Origin of the sequence: Nesterenkonia haasae (genome assembly GCF_010119385.1) — a bacterium.
GTDB classification, from domain to species: Bacteria; Actinomycetota; Actinomycetes; order Actinomycetales; family Micrococcaceae; genus Nesterenkonia; species Nesterenkonia haasae.
Map to the genome: position 1 here is coordinate 34,256 of NZ_VFIE01000026.1, position 15,744 is coordinate 49,999.

The following is a 15,744-nucleotide window of genomic DNA, read 5'->3' on the forward strand; positions in this document are numbered from 1 at the left end:
AGTGTCTCAGCACTCCACACATTTGGGCCAGTACTCACGAACTGCGGAGAGAGCATCGTCCCGAGTCATCCGTGAGTACTCAACATCTTTCGGCCTGGCCACGCGACTGCTTCCGACCAGCACCCGTGCGGGCATTTGCAACGTCTACGCTTTGGTGCGCATCGCCGATGAAATCGTCGACGGAACTGCGGAAGAGGCTGGTCTCGACGGTACTCTGCGACGCGGAGTCCTGGACGCGCTCGAAGAGGAGACGCTCACCGCGCTGGAGCGGGGATTCAGCGCGAATCTTGTGGTTCACTCCTTCGCCGTGACCGGCCGTGCCGCCGGCATAGAGGAAGCGCTGGTGCGGGCTTTCTTCCGCTCTATGCGCCGCGACCTTGATCCAGTCGTGTCGTTGAGTGAAGAACAATACAGAACCTACGTTCATGGATCCGCAGAGGCGGTGGGTCTCATGTGCTTGCGCGTGTTCTTGCAGGATCACCAGGTTGGCGAAGAGGAGCTGCCGCGTCTAGAAGCGGGTGCATCTCGGCTCGGAGCAGCGTTCCAGAAGATTAACTTTCTCCGGGATTTCGCCGAAGACTCCCAACGTCTGGGCCGCACATACTTCCCGAGTACCACGCCGGGTGAGCTCAACGACCACAGGAAATCTGAGATCATCGCAGACATTGATGCGGACCTCGCAGAAGCACGCCGCGTTCTGCCGTTGCTTCCCCCTGGTCCGCGTCGGGCCACCGCCCTGGCTGCGGGCCTTTTCGCGGAGCTCAATGAACGACTGCGACGCACCGATGCGGCAGCGCTGCGTCATTGTCGGGTCTCCGTTCCGAATCGTGTCAAAGCCCGCATCCTGGCCGAGACGCTCATCCCGCTAACGTCAGCACGAGCATCATGAGGCGCCGACGCTCAGCGGCTCGCAGAGCAGTAGTCATCGGAGGCGGTTTCTCCGGCTTGGCCACAGCTGCCCTGCTGGCGCGCGACGGACTCGAGGTGACCCTTCTGGAAGCGCGGGATCAACTCGGTGGGCGCGCTGCAGAATGGACCCAGGACGGGTTCCGCTTCGAGACCGGACCCTCTTGGTACCTCATGCCCGAAGTGTTTGAACACTTCTTCAGGCTTTTTGGGACCACAGTGGAGCAGGAGCTCACACTCCAAGAGCTTGACCCCGCCTACCGAGTGTTCTTTGAAGGCCGTCGGGAAGCATTCGACCTTCCTGCGCATCGAAGCCGTGCTGCGCTGCTCTCTCTTGGCATCTCGCCGGAAGCACTGGACGATTACTTATCATCGGCCGCGGAGACCTATGACTTGGCCACTCAGAGGCTGTTGTACTCAACTTTCTCCAGTGTCAGAGCGTTTCTCGACCCCGCGCTGCTGAAGAGACTTCCGCGGTTGTTGCGTCTGCTCGCTGAGCCGCTGGACAGGTTTATCGCTCGGCACACGAGCGACGACCGGTTGCAGAAGATACTCGGTTACCCCGCGGTCTTCCTTGGAACCTCACCATCCGAGGCTCCAAGCCTCTACCACCTCATGAGCCATCTCGATATCACTCAAGGAGTTCTCTACCCCCAGGGAGGTTTCAGTGCCGTGGTGAGGGCCGTGACCCGCATGGCCGAGCGGCAGGGCGTGACCCTCCGTACCAACAGCAGGGCGCAGCACATCACGACCTCCCGAGGCCGTACCACCGGCGTCCACTACACCGATGAGCAGGGAACCCGGCAGTTCCTCTCCGCTGATGTTGTCGTCTCTAGCGCTGACATGCATGTCACCGAGACCAGGCTGTTGTCGTCCCAGGACAGGGCACGGTCAGAGCGCTCCTGGGATCGCAAAGACCCCGGGCCAAGCGCCGTCCTTGCCCTGCTGGGCGTTCGGGGCGACCTCCCCGAACTGGCCCACCACACGCTGCTGTTCACAGATGATTGGCAACAGGGCTTCGACGAAATCGCGGGTAAGACCCCACCAGCAGGACCCCCTCGGTCAATTTATGTTTGTCGTCCCAGCGCCTCAGACGACGTCGCCCCCTCCGGGCACGAGAATCTCTTTGTGCTGGTGCCCTTACGCGCTGACACATCCTTGGGGTCCGGAGGGAGAGACGGAGGCGGTGATGAGACTGTAGAACGCGTGGTGGATGAGTCGATTCAGCAGATCGCGCAGTGGGCAGACATTCCGGATCTGGCTGAACGCGTCGTCCTCAGGCGGAGTGTCGGTCCGGAAGACTTCGCCCATGAATTCGGTGCATGGCAAGGAGGGGCGCTTGGTCCGGCCCATACTTTGCGTCAGAGTGCCTTCTTCCGCGGTCCCATCGCTTCGCCGAAAGTCACGGGACTCTTCTACGCTGGGTCTACTACGATGCCTGGAATCGGGGTGCCAATGTGCTTGATAAGTGCTGAGCTGGTCCTCAAGTCGGTCCGGGGAGACAACGGCACCGGTCCGGTGGAGGCCCTGCGTGCCATTTGAGCCGACGAGCCTGCTCTACCTAGCTGCTCTGCTGATCTCTGCTGTGTGCATGTTGCTCATAGACTGGCGCCATCGTTTGTTTGTCTTCCGGGAGCCTCTCCGTGCGGCCATCATTCTCGTCATCGGAGCAGTTTTCTTTCTGCTGTGGGACATCGCCGGAATCGCCTTAGGCATCTTCTTCCAGGGCTCAGGGCCGTATATGACTGGAATCATGCTTGCTCCTGAGCTTCCTCTCGAAGAGCTGGTGTTCCTGCTGTTTCTCTGCCATGTCACCATGGTGCTCGTATTGGGCGCTCAACGTGTGCTGACGTGGAGGGCCGCATTATGACGTATGTCATTCTCTCTTTGGGATTTGTAGCAGTTGCCGGCGTCGTGGGGCTCTGGGCGTTCGCGGTCCAACGTCGTGACGGGTCAAACGCGGACTTCTCCTGGAAAGCGGTAGCTGCCGCGGCAGTGGTGCTGCTGGTTCTGACCGCCATCTTCGACAATGTCATCATTGGGGTAGGACTCGTTGACTACTCTGAAGAGCAGATTTCCGGCCTGAAGATTGGCGTGGCGCCGATCGAGGACTTCAGCTACTCGATTGCCGCAGTGATTCTGCTGCCCGCGCTGTGGGTGCTTCTCGGACGGGCACAGAGCCGGAGGAGACCTCGTGCTCAGTGACATGCTTCGATCCTCACGCCCCGTGAGCTGGATCAATACCGCCTATCCGTTCGCCGTGGCGTACGTACTGGTTGCAGAGGATATCGACGCCGCTCTGATCATCGGCACTCTTTTCTTCCTTATTCCCTACAACTTGGCGATGTATGGCATCAATGATGTCTTTGACTACGCATCCGATGTCGCCAATCCCAGGAAGGGCGGGGCGGAAGGCGCCCTGCTTGCGCCCAGTCTGCATAGGCCGGTCCTTCTTGCCTCCGCCGCCGTCTGCCTTCCGTTTGTGGCCGTACTGATCCTGTTGGGAACCTGGCAATCATGGATCGTCCTTGGCCTCAGTCTTTTTGCCGTCGTGGCCTACTCCGCGCCTCCGATGCGTTTCAAAGAAGTCCCGGTTCTGGATTCGCTGACCTCGAGTGTGCATTTCGTGAGCCCTGCCGCATATGGACTTGTGTTGGCTGGTGCGAGTGCCAGCGCGGCAGTATTCGGCGTGTTGGGAGCGTTCCTGCTCTGGGGAATGGCCAGCCACGCATTCGGCGCTGTTCAAGACATCGGCCCGGACCGGGAGGCTGGGATCAGCTCCATTGCTACGGTATTGGGTGCCAAACGAACCGTCCGCCTCGCTGTGGGGCTTTGGTCAGCCGCAGGCCTGCTGGTGACAAGCGTGGGGTGGCCAGGGGCCCTGGCTGCTGTCTTGGCGCTGCCCTATCTCGCGGCGGCGGGACCCTACTGGAACCTGACCGACGATCAGGCGGAGCGAGCCAACGGCGGATGGAAGCACTTCCTATGGATCAATTACGCCGTCGGTGCCGCGCTGACCATGCTCCTCATCGTGATCTTCGGTTCTCCCTGATGTGGCAGTCCAATGTGTGTGACTGTCTAAGACCACAACCCCTCGACATGCAGAAAGGAATCTGAGCATGACTGAGACAACACAAAGTACTTCAGAAGTGCCGCACGCCAATGAGGCGTCGGCGGCGGGACTGCCGCACGTGCCCAAGCCCCAGGAATACGACGCCATTCTGTTGGCTGGCTTCGGCGGCCCGGAGGGCCAGGAGGACGTCATTCCCTTTCTCCGTAATGTGACCCGGGGTCGAGGCATACCCGATGAGCGCTTGGAAGAAGTCGCCACCCACTACCGGCACTTCGGTGGCGTCAGCCCCATCAACGAACATAACCGCCAACTTCGTGAGGCGTTGGTGGAGGAAATGCGCGCACGCGGGATGACGCACCCGGTGTACTGGGGAAACCGCAACTGGGACCCCTACCTTGAAGATGCGGTCAAGGAAGCAGCTGCCAACGGACACACCCGTCTTCTGGCATTCGCGACCAGCGCCTACAGTTCCTACTCGAGCTGCAGGCAATACCGGGAGGACTTCGCCAGAGCCATCAACGACACCGGTCTGTCCGGAGTGGTGCGCATCGACAAGATCCGGCAGTTCTTCGATGTGCCCGGCTTCGTCCAGCCATTCGCTGAGGGAGTCGCGGCAGCACTGCAAGAATTTTCCGCCGAAGGAATCGCTGCACACGAGATCCGCGTGCTCTTCGCCACTCACAGCATTCCAACCGCCGATGCAGAACGGTCCGGTCCACGCGAGCTAGGACTTGGTGAGGGTGGCGCCTATGCAGCCCAGCACAAAGCCGTGGGCGCACAGATTATGAAGCAGTTGACGGAGGACGGTACCGCTGACCCTGAGACCAACTGGGAACTGGTCTACCAGTCCCGGTCCGGTCCCCCTTCGCAGCCGTGGCTGGAACCGGATGTGTGTGACCGGATCGCCGAGTTGCCTGCCGAGGGTGTCAAAGCTGTCGCCGTAGTGCCGCTCGGGTTCCTGAGCGACCACATGGAAGTGCTGTGGGATCTGGACAACGAGGCGCTGGAGGCAGCCGAGGAGGCCGGACTGAAGGCGACCCGGACACCCACCCCAGGTATCCACCACGCCTTCGTCAGCAGCGCCGTCGACCTCATCCAGGAGCGGATGGCTGCCGTTCCTCCTGAAGACCGCCCTCACGTGACCGAGTTGGGCCCATGGTTTGATGTGTGCCGTCCCGGCTGTTGCGAAAACGTGCGCCTGGGCTTCCGGCCTGCCGCCGCGGGAGTCGCCCCCTAGGGACCAAAAGGGGTGCGTATCTACGTGCAGTGTTGGGCCGGCGGACCGTAAGGTGCACCGGCCCAACACCTTTAGACTCGCTCCGGGACTTGTTCCGTGGTGGGCGCGGCCTGAGCTTCCTCATACGGCCTATAGATCCGGGAGGGCCACCAGAATCGCCGACCCAGATCTACTCCGAGTGCTGGGATCAGAAGTGTCCGGACGATCAGCGTGTCGATCAGAACGCCGAATGACACTAGGAAGGCGAGCTGGACCATGAACATCAGCGGCAGCACCGCCAGTGCGGCGAAAGTCGCTGCGAGCACAACACCGGCACTGGTGATCACCCCGCCAGTAATGACCAGCGAATGGAGAAGTCCCTCACGGGGTCCTCGAATGGGAGTTTCCTCCCGCGCGCGGGTCGTGAGGAAGATGCTGTAGTCCACGCCCAGTGCGGTCAGGAACACGAATCCGAACAGTGGCACCGTAGGATCAGCGCCGGGGAATCCGAACACGTAGTTGAAGACCAACGCGGAAATCCCCAACGCTGCCAGATACGACAACACAGTCGTCACCAGCAGGATGATCGGCGCCACGAGGGCTCTCAACAGGACCACGAGGAAGACCAGAATCACCGCCAAGACGAGGGGAATGATAGTGAGCAAATCGTCTTGGGCCGTGTCATTGGTGTCCAATTGAGTGGCCGTTGTGCCCCCCACAAGGGCTTGGCCGTCTAGGTTTCCGAGTTGGTCTCTGAGCTCCCGAATGGTGTTTTCCGCTTCTAAGGAGTCACCAGCATTGGTCAGTGTCACCGATAACTGGATGTAGCCCTCCTCTTCAGCGGCCTCTGAGGCCGAAGTCGCAGGCGAGCCCTGCTCAGAGACTGCGTAAGCTTCTCCGACGCCGGCAATGGACTGCACAATGCTCAGTGCTTCGTCACCCTCATTTACCGGAGCAAAGACGTCCGTGGGTGCACCTGTGCCAGCGTCGAAATGCCGTTCCAGCATCTCTTGGCCAGCTTTAGCGTCCGTTTCAGTGAGGACCAATTCCGACTGGGCGACACCTTCCGCCCTAAGGTCCAGCACACCAGCTGAGCCGCCTAACAGCACCAGTGTGACAACTATCCAGATCGTTCGCGGCCGACGACGGACCAAGTCGGCTGCCGCAGACCACAATTTGTTCTGCTTTCGCTGCTGGCGGCGCTGGCGCCGACTCGGCCCTTCTTCGGAAACCTCAGCCACCCGGGGAGTCTTGGGCCAGAACACGGGCCGGCCAAGCAGGGCCAGCATGGCGGGAAGGAAACTCAATGTCGCAATCATGGCGAACACGATTCCTGCACTGGCCACCGGGCCCAGAGCACGATTGGAATTCAGATCGGAGAAGAGCAGGCACAACAGGGCGACGGCCACCGTTCCACCGGAGGCGAGGATGGCTGGCAGTGAACGGCGCCATGCCTGCCACAGCGCAGAGAAGCGATCACTGCGGTGCAGAAGTTCCTCGCGGTACCGAGCGACTAAGAGCAGCGAGTAGTCGGTGGCAGCGCCGATGACGAGGATTGACAGGATGCCCTGCGCCTGGCCGTTGAGCTGGATCCATCCCATCTGCGCCATGTGGAAGATCACGACGATCGCAGCGCACAGGGCAGCCATTGAGGAGAGCAGCACCAGGAACGGAAGCATCACCGAGCGGTAGACCGAGATCAGGATGATGAACACCGCGACCACCGCGACGAGCAGGAGCAGGCCATCGATGCCGGAAAAAGCCTCGGCAAAGTCGTCGGAGAGGGCAGCCGGACCTGTCACATGCGAAGTCCACTCGCTCGCCGGTAGGAGATCATCCACAGCCGTCCGCAGCCCGTCCACGGCGCCTTCTTCGACAGCTTGTTCATCCATCAGCACCAGGATTTGGGCGGCCTCTTGATCATCAGATACCTGTGGCGGCAATACCTGGACGACGCCGTCAAGATCAGAAAACTCTCCTGCGGCGGCCTCCAGAGCCGACATCTGCTGATCACCTACGTCACTCCCGGTGGGTTCGGTGATCACTGTCGCGGGGACGGCGTCGTCGTCAGAGAACTCCTGGCTCAGTTCCAGAGCGAGAGTCGACTCGGCGTCGGCAGGCAGGAAGGTGGTCTGATCGTTGGAGACCACTTCTGAGATTTTACCGAACGTCTGACCACCTACGGCTGTCACTGCCACCCAGAGGATGACGGCCAAAGCCGGCAGTACGACCCGCAATACACGAAGGGCCTTGCCGCCCTCACGCCGAGTTTTCAATTGTCGCCTCTCGATACATGGCTTTGTGGTGCTAAGTCTACGGGCATAGGCACACGCGCCTTACGTGGGTTGACTCTCCTGGTCGTGGTCAGAACGGGCTTGCCCCACAGGGATGGCGACAGTAAATGTGGTGCCGCGGGAAAGGGTGCTTTCGACCGTGATCGACCCGTGGTGCGCATCGATGATCTGCTTGGAGATTGCCAGTCCCAGGCCCACACCAGGGATAGCCGAATGACGCACCTCAGAGGTGCGAAAGAACTTGTCGAAAATGTCACGCTGATCCTCCTCAGAGATGCCCCGACCGTTATCAGCGACCCTTACGTAAAGGTGCTGTTGATCCTTCCACGCCTGCACGGTGACCGAACCTCCGACGGGCGTGTATTTGGTGGCATTGGAGAGCAGGTTGTCCACCACCTGGTGCAGCCAGTCGGGATCGAAGCGACCAGAAAGCGGAGAGGATGTTTGGTCGGTTATGCTCAGGCCTGCAGCTTCAGCCTGGGGATACGCTGAGGTCACACTCGACCTGACAGTATCGGCCAGGTCGGCGTTTCGCAGCTTGAGGGTGGGCCTCGAGGCCGTGGTCAGAAGGTCATTGACCAGATGCAGGAGTCGTCTGGCGTTCCGTTCAGCCACTCGCAGGTTGGCACACAGCGGTTCGGCCTGCGAGGACTGCTCGGCTTCCTCCAGAGCAAGATCTATATAGCCAAGTATGGACGTCAGGGGAGTGCGTAGTTCATGAGATACCCCCTGCAAAAACTCGTCTTTCGCGTCCAGAGCCTCGACAAGTTCTGTGACATCACTGAAAACCGTGACTGATCCGGCCGGTTCTCCCTCGTGATCAGTGATCTGATTAGCGGAAACCGAGAGCGCGCGGCGCCGACGCTGGTCGCCGAGCCAAATCAGTTGTCCGGTGAAGGAAGCGCCATTGATGGCTTGGCGAACTGGGCGATCCTCTGCAGGCAACGGTGTGATTTTATCTTCGTCGAAGACCAGCAACTGGTCCTCCCGGGGGTCTGGCACGTCGTCTGGAATACCCATTTGATGCATGGCGCGCTGCTGGCTGTTCATCAGCAGATCGTTGCCCTCGGCATCGACCACCACCACGCCCACAGGTACGGTTTCGATAATGGTATTGAGCAACTGCGCATGCCGATGACTCTCTTCGATGGCCTCCCGCAGCTCGTGATCCTTCTCCATCAGCTCGAGCTGGTGGGCGTCCACGCTCCGGCTGACATTGGCTGCGAACACGCCGATGACTGTCAACACCACCGGCACGAGCAGCGGAACGGCCAGCGCCCGCCAGGTGGTGGGTTGCGCGGTAAACAATAAATGAGAAGATACAATAATTGAAGTAGACGCAAAGTTAACAGCGTGAACGAACCAGGAGTTTGGCATAAACCATGCCAACCAAATGACCGGAAAAGCGGCGATTAGGCTCAAGCCGACGAGGTATCCCTCGCTGCCGGCGCGGAGTGCAGCGATGGCAGCGAACTGGAGCATCGGTATGGTCCAGTAGAGCGCGAGAGCAAATTTCTCCCAGGACAGAACCGCTGCGGGGATGCCACTGATCAAAGTGAGCCCAAGGCCGGTGAGAAAAAAGGTATTTGTATATGCTTCTGGTGAGAGGATTAGTATGAGCAGGCAAACGAACCCAACAGCAAAGAAAAATGGTCGTTGGTTACTGATAGCGCGTTGACGCTCCATCAGCTCATGCAATCGTCTGTCTGCACCCACGACGGCGCGCATCATGTGCCTCAGTCTGCTGGTCATCATGCGGCCCCTTCTTGCTGAATAGATACATGCGATAGTCTGCTGGAGAGAATGATCCGAATCAAAGGACGGGCTCCGTGCAGCACATTAACGATGCGCAGGCCAGCCACCTGAGCGCTGCAGTTGTGATTGAAGATGATCCAGATATTCGTGATCTCATCATCACAGTTTTTGAGCGGGCCGGTTTTGTTGTTCACAGTGCCATGGATGGCGAAAATGGAGTGATGGCGGCGCGAGTGCATTCTCCAAGTATCGTCACCGTGGATCTCGGACTGCCGGGAATCGATGGATTCGAAGTAGCTCGGCGCATTCGTGCGGTGAGTGACTGTTACCTCATCATGATTTCGGCCCGGACTGATGAAGCTGAAACTCTTATGGGCCTGGGCGCGGGAGCTGATGACTTCATCACGAAGCCGTTCCGGCCTCGGGAGTTGCGCGCACGTATTGATGCCATGATGCGCCGTCCTCGTGCGCTCAGCCCTGCCAGCCCTACGGCCGCGGCGTCGCCAGCCTCTGCTGCGACTCCAGCGCCCCAGACGAAGAGTTCTGCTGACACCGAGCCCCCAACCGTGCCTGACCAGGCCTCTGTCTACCAGCACAACGGCGTCACGCTGGACCCTGCGACCCGTTCGGCACGTGTCCATGATCAGCTGCTGAACCTCACGCGGACTGAGTTCGATTTGCTGGAGGCGCTGATGAGCAGTGGTCGGCGGGTAAGAACTAAGGCAAACCTCGTACGTCACCTGCGCGCTGACCACGTTGGTGCGCAGACTTTCGTCAGTGAAGCCGATGAGCGCGCGGTCGAGGTGCATATTGGGAACCTTCGCCGAAAATTGGGTCAGAGCGGCCAGGAACCGATGTGGATCGAAACGGTGCGCGGAGTCGGTTACCGCATGGCCGTCCAGCGTTAGAGTGCGCAGCTCACACCGTGAATCCGCGGTGCCGGCGTAGTGCTTTCCGGACCATAATCAGCGTCATGGCGATCGTGGTGATGTAGAGGACGGGCCAGCCTAGGGAGAGGATCGCCGACTGGATGGCTGCCGACTGTTGGAACCATGCGTACATGGCTCCGCTGATCACTCCTGCACCCACTAAGACTGGTGTCAGGAACGCCATTCCGCGTCCACGCTCAGCATTGGCTTGAGCAGCCCAGTTGTCTGTTTGGGCTTTGCCGAAGAACTTGGCCCACGCGCGAATAAAGTGACCCATCCTCATCCAGAGGTAGACCTCAGCCGGGATAAACAGTAGTGCGAACCAGATGTCCCGAGCTCTGCGGCCCTTGATGGACAGGGCGATGCGGAGATTGAGCAGGGTCGCGACTGCCGGAGGGATGAGCCACCAGGGACTGAAGATGAAGGCATCGATGCTCAATGAAGCTGCCAGCAAAAGGACGAAACCCAGGCGGATGCTGATGTTGAACAGCATGGAAAGGTTTTCCATCCACCGCAGTCTCAGGTTCGGGTGGAAGGGTTGGCCGGCTGTCGTGGACCGCTGGCCTGGCCACATGAGGTCGATTGCGCCGACATTCCATTTCACCTGTTGGCCGTCGAGCGCGCGGACCGTGTGCATCCCGCCTACGTATGCCCGGGCGGTGGCGCTGACTTTGGTGGCTGCGCCGATGTTGCGCAGTTGGAGGGAAAGGAGGGAGTCTTCGACTTCACTGTCGCTGACCCAAGGTGTGGCCTGGCGGTTGGCTGCCATGACGTCCTTGAGAGCCTGGATGGAGAAGAGTGAGCATTGACCACCCAGCACTGCCATATTCCGGCCGCGTAGCAGGTTGTCCATGGTGAAGGCGGCGAACTGGGCGCGCTGACCTGTGGTGAGGAAGGAGGACACGACGCCGCGGCTGGCGTTGGGATCCACGGTATAGATGGCGGAGATTCCGCCGATTCGCGGCTCTGATCGCGCCTCGGCCTCGAGGCGTTCAACCGTGTCGACTTCAAGGATGGTGTCCCCGTCGACGCCGAGCAGGTAGTCGAAGTCTTCGGCGACTTTGGCGAAGCCGTAGTTCAGTGCGCCGACTTTCTTGTCGATGTTCTTGCCGATGTCATGGATGAACACGTAGGTGGTGAATGTGGTGTCGTGGTGGGTGTGGAAGTGCTCTCCGGCGTACCGTCGAGCGATGTAGAACGTCTCATCAGTGGTGTTGTTGATGACCAGGTGGATCACGTCCGGAGGCCGGGTTTGAGTCAGCAGCGAGTCGAGAACCTGTTCGATGGTCTCCTCCTCGTTATAGGCCGGAATAACGCAGGCGATGGTGCTGCGGCGTTGCGCCTGTGCGGCCTCGTCCTGCAGCGAGACGGTCACGAACCCACTGTCGGTCGTCGTTGTCATCGTGGTGGTCAATTTCCGCTCCCATCTGCCATCCCGACTGGAAGGCTCTTACTGACGAGTCTCCAACCATCAGCTCAAGACCGCTCCCTGCGAAAGCGCAGGATTTGGACAATTTTCCGGAAGGAAACGTGCAGAAGCTCGCCCCTAGGTGGTTTCCGGGGCAGCTGGTCCCGTTGTCTCGGTTGGAGAGGTGGGCAGTCCATCGATAAATGCCTGAGCCGCAGCTGTGGGATTGAAGCTGCTCCACGCGAGGTATTCAATTCGAGTCGGGCCGTCGGCCACAGGAACAGCCCGGAGGGTGTCATCAACAGGAATAACGGATGGCGATAGCAGCGCGATGACGAGTCCTGAGCTCACCAGCCCCAGGATAAGGTCGGTGCTCATCGCCTCAAACGCCACTTCCCGTTGAATACCTGCCGAGTGAAATGCGAGGTCAGACGGCACCCGACCCGGGGTGCCCTCGGGGAAGTCGACAAACTTTTCGCCCACCAACTGATGCAGTCGCACACTGTGCTCGGAGGCGAGGGCGTGATCAGCGGGAACTACAGCTACGAGTCTTTCCCGGGCCAGGATATTCGCGTTGATCCCTTGGGGCGGAGCGGAATCAGGCAGTCCGAGCACAGCGACGTCCATCGTGCCGCCTGAAATCGCGGAGATGAACTCATTGCTATTGCCGTTGCGCAAACGAATCCGGACCTCCGGATGCTGCTGGTGGAACTGTCCGAGTGCGCTCGGGATATCGATCGCTGTGACGGTGGGAATGACACCGATGGTGAGCGTGCCGCGAACCTGTCCGGTGGCCGCGGAGGCGTCAGCGACTGCACGCTCGGCCGCATCGAGGGTTGCGCGAGCTGAAGAGAGAAACGCTTCTCCTGCCGTGGTGAGTTCGACACGACGGCTGGTTCGGGCGAACAGGGTGACGCCTAGCTCGTGCTCCAAGGCTTTGATCTGATGGCTCAGGGCAGACTGCACTACGTGACAACGTTGGGCGGCCCGAGTGAAGTTGCGTTCTTCTGCCAGGGCGACGACGTACCTCATCTGTTGAAGCTCCACAGAACTATGATTGCAGTTCATTATTAAAATGAGAAGAATGTGTTGGACTCATGATTGGGAGTCGTTGACGATAGATTTGTGAAGACGACACCAACATCAGCGCGCTTGGGCTGGACAGGTCTGACGGCAATCGCTCCAGCCGTGTGGGGCAGCACGTTCATTGTGACAACGCACCTGCTGCCTGAGGGGCATCCCTTGTTCGCAGCTTTGATGCGCTCGCTGCCGGCTGGTCTGATCGCCCTGCTGATCGCGCGAAAGCTGCCTCGCGGGTCGTGGTGGTGGAAGAGCGCGGTGCTGGGCACTCTGAATATAGGGGCGTTCTTCCCGCTGCTGTTCCTCACTGCGCAACACCTGCCCGGAGGCGTCGCCGCAACCCTTGGTGCAGCCCAACCGCTGGTGGTGGCTTTCCTTGCTGTGGTGATTCTTCAGGAGAGATTCTCCATCTGGCGGGTCCTCTGGGGTGTCATCGGGGTGATCGGCGTCGCTCTTGTGGTTCTAGGGCCTGCGGCTGGTCTGGATTTCATCGGTATCTTTGCGGGTCTCGGTGGGGCAGTGTCTATGGGGTGCGGCGTCGTGCTCATGAAAAGGTGGGGCCGTCCTGAAGGCGTATCGGCGGTGGGTCTGGTTGGGTGGCAGCTGACTGCCGCCGGTGTCCTGCTTCTCATCCCGGCATTCTTGGTTGACGGCATTCCCGCTGGCATTGACGGCCGAGCGGTCACTGGCTACCTGTGGTTGGGGCTGATTGGTGCGCTGCTGACGTACACGCTCTGGTTCTCAGGTATCCGACGGTTGCCGGTGACTTCGACTGCGCTGCTGGGCCTGTTGTCCCCGCTGGTCGCCGCAGTTCTCGGAGCTGTGATCGCACATGAAGGACTCACTCTGCTACAACTGGTCGGTTTCGCCTTCGCGCTGACCGCGATGGTCGCCGGCCAACTCTCGCCTCCGAGCAGGAGGGAAAGGGCACCAGTATGAGAATCGCCGTCTTCGGCGCAACCGGCATGGCCGGAAGCGCCATCGTGACTGAAGCTGTCCGGCGCGGGCACCACGTCGTTGCGCTATCCCGGCGTCAGAAGTCTGACCGGGGTCAGGAGCAGCTGACTGCCCAAGCCGCCGATGTTGCTGATTCTGACGCGCTCGCCCCGGTGCTCGCTGCAGTAGACGCCGCAGTGTTGACCATCCGGCTCCCTCCGGGCGAAGAATCCCAGCTTGCGCCATTGACCCGTGGCTTTCTACACGGTGCTGCGCGGCACCAGGTGCCGGTGCTGATTGTCGGAGGTTCGGCACCGCTGCGCTCCCCGACCCGCCCCGACCGACTGGTGCTCAATGACCCTGACTATGTACCTGAAGCGTGGAAGATCATTGCGGGGGCCAGCCTGGAACAGTTCCGCGCCTGCCGGGAACATCCATACAGGAAATGGGTTTACCTGAGTCCGCCGGCCGTACTCGAGCCAGGGCCTCGCAGCGGCCGTTACCGGCGCGGCACCACCACACTGCTTACCGATGACAACGGAGATTCACGGATTACCGCGGCGGATTTGGCGGTCGCGGTGATAGATGAATTGGCGCACGCCGCCGCCGCCGAACGGCACTTCACCGTTGCTCAAGACAGCCTGACACCTCCGTCTCGGAGCCGGTGAGTGACCCTGCCCAGCGGATAGACTCTGACGAATGAGCCAACTGTCCCGTCACCGTGGGGAGCTCCTGACGTGACTGGGCGAGCCGGAGTTCTAACAGCTGAGCGGCACCGACTCGTTATGTTGGCGTATCGGATCTGTGGGTCTTGGGCCGATGCAGAGGACGTTGTCCAGCAGGTCGCCGTCGAATGGCTTCGTGTGCAGGCCGAGATAGACAATCCCGCCGGCTGGCTGACAAGGGTGACGGTACGCCGTGCCATAGATGTGTTGCGCGCCAGACAACAGGTGCTGACATACCCAGGGCCCTGGCTACCCGAGCCGCTTGTTGACTCGGCCCGTTCTGCGCCGGAGGATTCTGGGCCCCACGAGATGGTGGAACGTTGGGACACTCTGACCACTGCCTTTCTGGTCCTCGCTGAGGCGCTTACTCCGCCCCAACGGGCCGTGGTGGTCCTCCGGTCGCTGGACTATTCCCATTCTGAAATCGCAGAGATCCTCGGCGTCTCACCGAACGCCTCGAGACAACACCTAGTGCGGGGTATGCAGCGTCTGGAGGAGGTCGAAGATCCACCGGCGCGATCGAGAAATCCTGCTGCCCTGGATGGGGCGGTAGGAAACTGCGCTGCGCAGACGTCGGCCCTGCTGAAGGCGTTCCTCCACGCAGCCCGGGATGGGGACCCGGACCGACTTGCCGAGCTGCTCCACGCTGATGTGAAGGCCTATCAAGATGGCGGAGGAAAGACCCGGGCTGCACTGCGTGTCCTTATGGGGGCGCAGAACGTGGCTCGTTTCGCCACCGGGGTCGCCGCGCTGCACCGCGCCGGGGGCTCCGCTGTGTTTGTCAACGTCAACGGAGCCCCCGGCGTGATTCTTATGCTCTCGAACGTGTGCCATGTTTTCTCAGTCGAGGCGCGCCAGGGCCGCATCTACCGTTTATTCGATGTCTGCAACCCGGACAAGCACACGACGCTGAAGCAGATGGAGCCGGTAACGATGCTCGGTACGTCCTAACCCTCCAGTGCTGGAGGGGCGAGGTGCGTGGAAATACCGATTCTGTTCCAGAGGTTAATGGTGCCGATGGCCAGCACCAGGTCAGACAGTTCCCGCTCCGGGAACACGGCGGCAGCCACCTGCCACGTGTCATCATCTACCCCTCCAGTGATGCGCGTGATCTGCTCTGTCAGGGCCAGGGCGGCACGTTCAGTCGCAGTGAAGAAGTTGGTTTCCTTCCATGCATTTACAGCGTAGATCTTCCGCGTCGGCACACCCTGTCTTTCCAGGTCGGTGGCGTGCAGGTCGATGCAGAATGCGCAACCGTTGATCTGAGAAGCGCGAAGCTTGACCAGATCGAGCAGTTCGTGATCCAGGTTGCGCCGTACGTAGCCGTCAAGCTGTGCGATCGCTTTGTATCCCTCAGGGGCATGTTGGTTGATTGCCAGTCTGGTCATTGGTACTCCTCGTAGTCACCTCACCCAGGCGTTC

Annotated in this window: 15 protein-coding genes; 10 read left to right on the plus strand and 5 right to left on the minus strand. The window is 60.4% G+C overall.

The features are described 5' to 3' along the window. Window position 1 precedes the first annotated feature (1 nt). From FH975_RS13465 to FH975_RS13490, 6 genes are all read left to right on the plus strand, one after another. Window positions 2–889, plus strand: a complete 888-nt coding sequence (locus FH975_RS13465; protein WP_328821898.1) for a phytoene/squalene synthase family protein — start codon at window positions 2–4, stop codon at window positions 887–889. Next, a complete protein-coding gene (crtI, locus tag FH975_RS13470; RefSeq protein ID WP_162321794.1) occupies window positions 886–2,448 on the plus strand; it encodes a phytoene desaturase family protein in 1,563 nt (520 codons plus the stop codon). The genes FH975_RS13465 and crtI overlap by 4 nt, the downstream gene beginning before the upstream one ends. Next, window positions 2,438–2,776: a lycopene cyclase domain-containing protein gene (locus tag FH975_RS13475; protein WP_328821899.1), complete on the plus strand. Its 339-nt coding sequence runs from the start codon at window positions 2,438–2,440 to the stop codon at window positions 2,774–2,776. Before crtI ends, FH975_RS13475 begins: the two co-directional genes overlap by 11 nt. Then, entirely contained in the window at window positions 2,773–3,111 is a 339-nt protein-coding gene (locus FH975_RS13480) for a lycopene cyclase domain-containing protein (RefSeq protein ID WP_162321795.1), read from the plus strand. Before FH975_RS13475 ends, FH975_RS13480 begins: the two co-directional genes overlap by 4 nt. Then, on the plus strand, window positions 3,101–3,958 hold the full coding sequence (locus tag FH975_RS13485) for a prenyltransferase (protein WP_328821900.1): 858 nt from the start codon (window positions 3,101–3,103) through the stop codon (window positions 3,956–3,958). The genes FH975_RS13480 and FH975_RS13485 overlap by 11 nt, the downstream gene beginning before the upstream one ends. 67 nt (window positions 3,959–4,025) lie before the next feature. Further along, the gene (locus FH975_RS13490; protein ID WP_162321796.1) at window positions 4,026–5,216 is read left to right on the plus strand and encodes a ferrochelatase; all 1,191 of its coding nucleotides are present in this window, start codon (window positions 4,026–4,028) and stop codon (window positions 5,214–5,216) included. Window positions 5,217–5,287: 71 nt separating this feature from the next. On the opposite strand, the gene FH975_RS13495 is transcribed toward FH975_RS13490, so the two are convergent. Then, a complete protein-coding gene (locus FH975_RS13495) occupies window positions 5,288–7,471 on the minus strand; it encodes an MMPL family transporter (RefSeq protein ID WP_162321797.1) in 2,184 nt (727 codons plus the stop codon). 60 nt (window positions 7,472–7,531) lie between these two features. After that, window positions 7,532–9,244, minus strand: coding sequence for a sensor histidine kinase (locus FH975_RS13500; RefSeq protein WP_162321798.1), 1,713 nt, complete (start codon window positions 9,242–9,244; stop codon window positions 7,532–7,534). Between the two features lie 74 nt (window positions 9,245–9,318). Here FH975_RS13500 and FH975_RS13505 point away from each other — a divergent pair, with 74 nt between their 5' ends. Next, entirely contained in the window at window positions 9,319–10,152 is an 834-nt protein-coding gene (locus tag FH975_RS13505) for a response regulator transcription factor (RefSeq protein ID WP_328821901.1), read from the plus strand. A 10-nt stretch (window positions 10,153–10,162) separates the two neighbouring features. On the opposite strand, the gene FH975_RS13510 is transcribed toward FH975_RS13505, so the two are convergent. Both FH975_RS13510 and FH975_RS13515 read right to left on the minus strand, forming a co-directional pair. Further along, window positions 10,163–11,575, minus strand: a complete 1,413-nt coding sequence (locus FH975_RS13510; RefSeq protein ID WP_162321799.1) for a glycosyltransferase family 2 protein — start codon at window positions 11,573–11,575, stop codon at window positions 10,163–10,165. A gap of 144 nt (window positions 11,576–11,719) precedes the next feature. Next, window positions 11,720–12,613, minus strand: a complete 894-nt coding sequence (locus FH975_RS13515; RefSeq protein ID WP_202923260.1) for a LysR substrate-binding domain-containing protein — start codon at window positions 12,611–12,613, stop codon at window positions 11,720–11,722. Window positions 12,614–12,706: 93 nt separating this feature from the next. Between FH975_RS13515 and FH975_RS13520 the strand changes: the two genes are divergently transcribed. The 3 genes from FH975_RS13520 to FH975_RS13530 all read left to right on the plus strand — a co-directional run bounded on the left by FH975_RS13520 (window position 12,707) and on the right by FH975_RS13530 (window position 15,273). Beyond that, on the plus strand, window positions 12,707–13,600 hold the full coding sequence (locus FH975_RS13520) for an EamA family transporter (RefSeq protein ID WP_328821902.1): 894 nt from the start codon (window positions 12,707–12,709) through the stop codon (window positions 13,598–13,600). Continuing rightward, on the plus strand, window positions 13,597–14,265 hold the full coding sequence (locus FH975_RS13525; protein ID WP_162321802.1) for an NAD(P)-dependent oxidoreductase: 669 nt from the start codon (window positions 13,597–13,599) through the stop codon (window positions 14,263–14,265). The genes FH975_RS13520 and FH975_RS13525 overlap by 4 nt, the downstream gene beginning before the upstream one ends. A 69-nt stretch (window positions 14,266–14,334) precedes the next feature. After that, window positions 14,335–15,273, plus strand: a complete 939-nt coding sequence (locus tag FH975_RS13530) for a sigma-70 family RNA polymerase sigma factor (protein ID WP_162321803.1) — start codon at window positions 14,335–14,337, stop codon at window positions 15,271–15,273. Here the strand turns inward: FH975_RS13530 and FH975_RS13535 are convergent. Then, a complete protein-coding gene (locus tag FH975_RS13535; protein WP_153078425.1) occupies window positions 15,270–15,710 on the minus strand; it encodes a carboxymuconolactone decarboxylase family protein in 441 nt (146 codons plus the stop codon). The genes FH975_RS13530 and FH975_RS13535 overlap by 4 nt on opposite strands. Window positions 15,711–15,744: the final 34 nt, after the last annotated feature.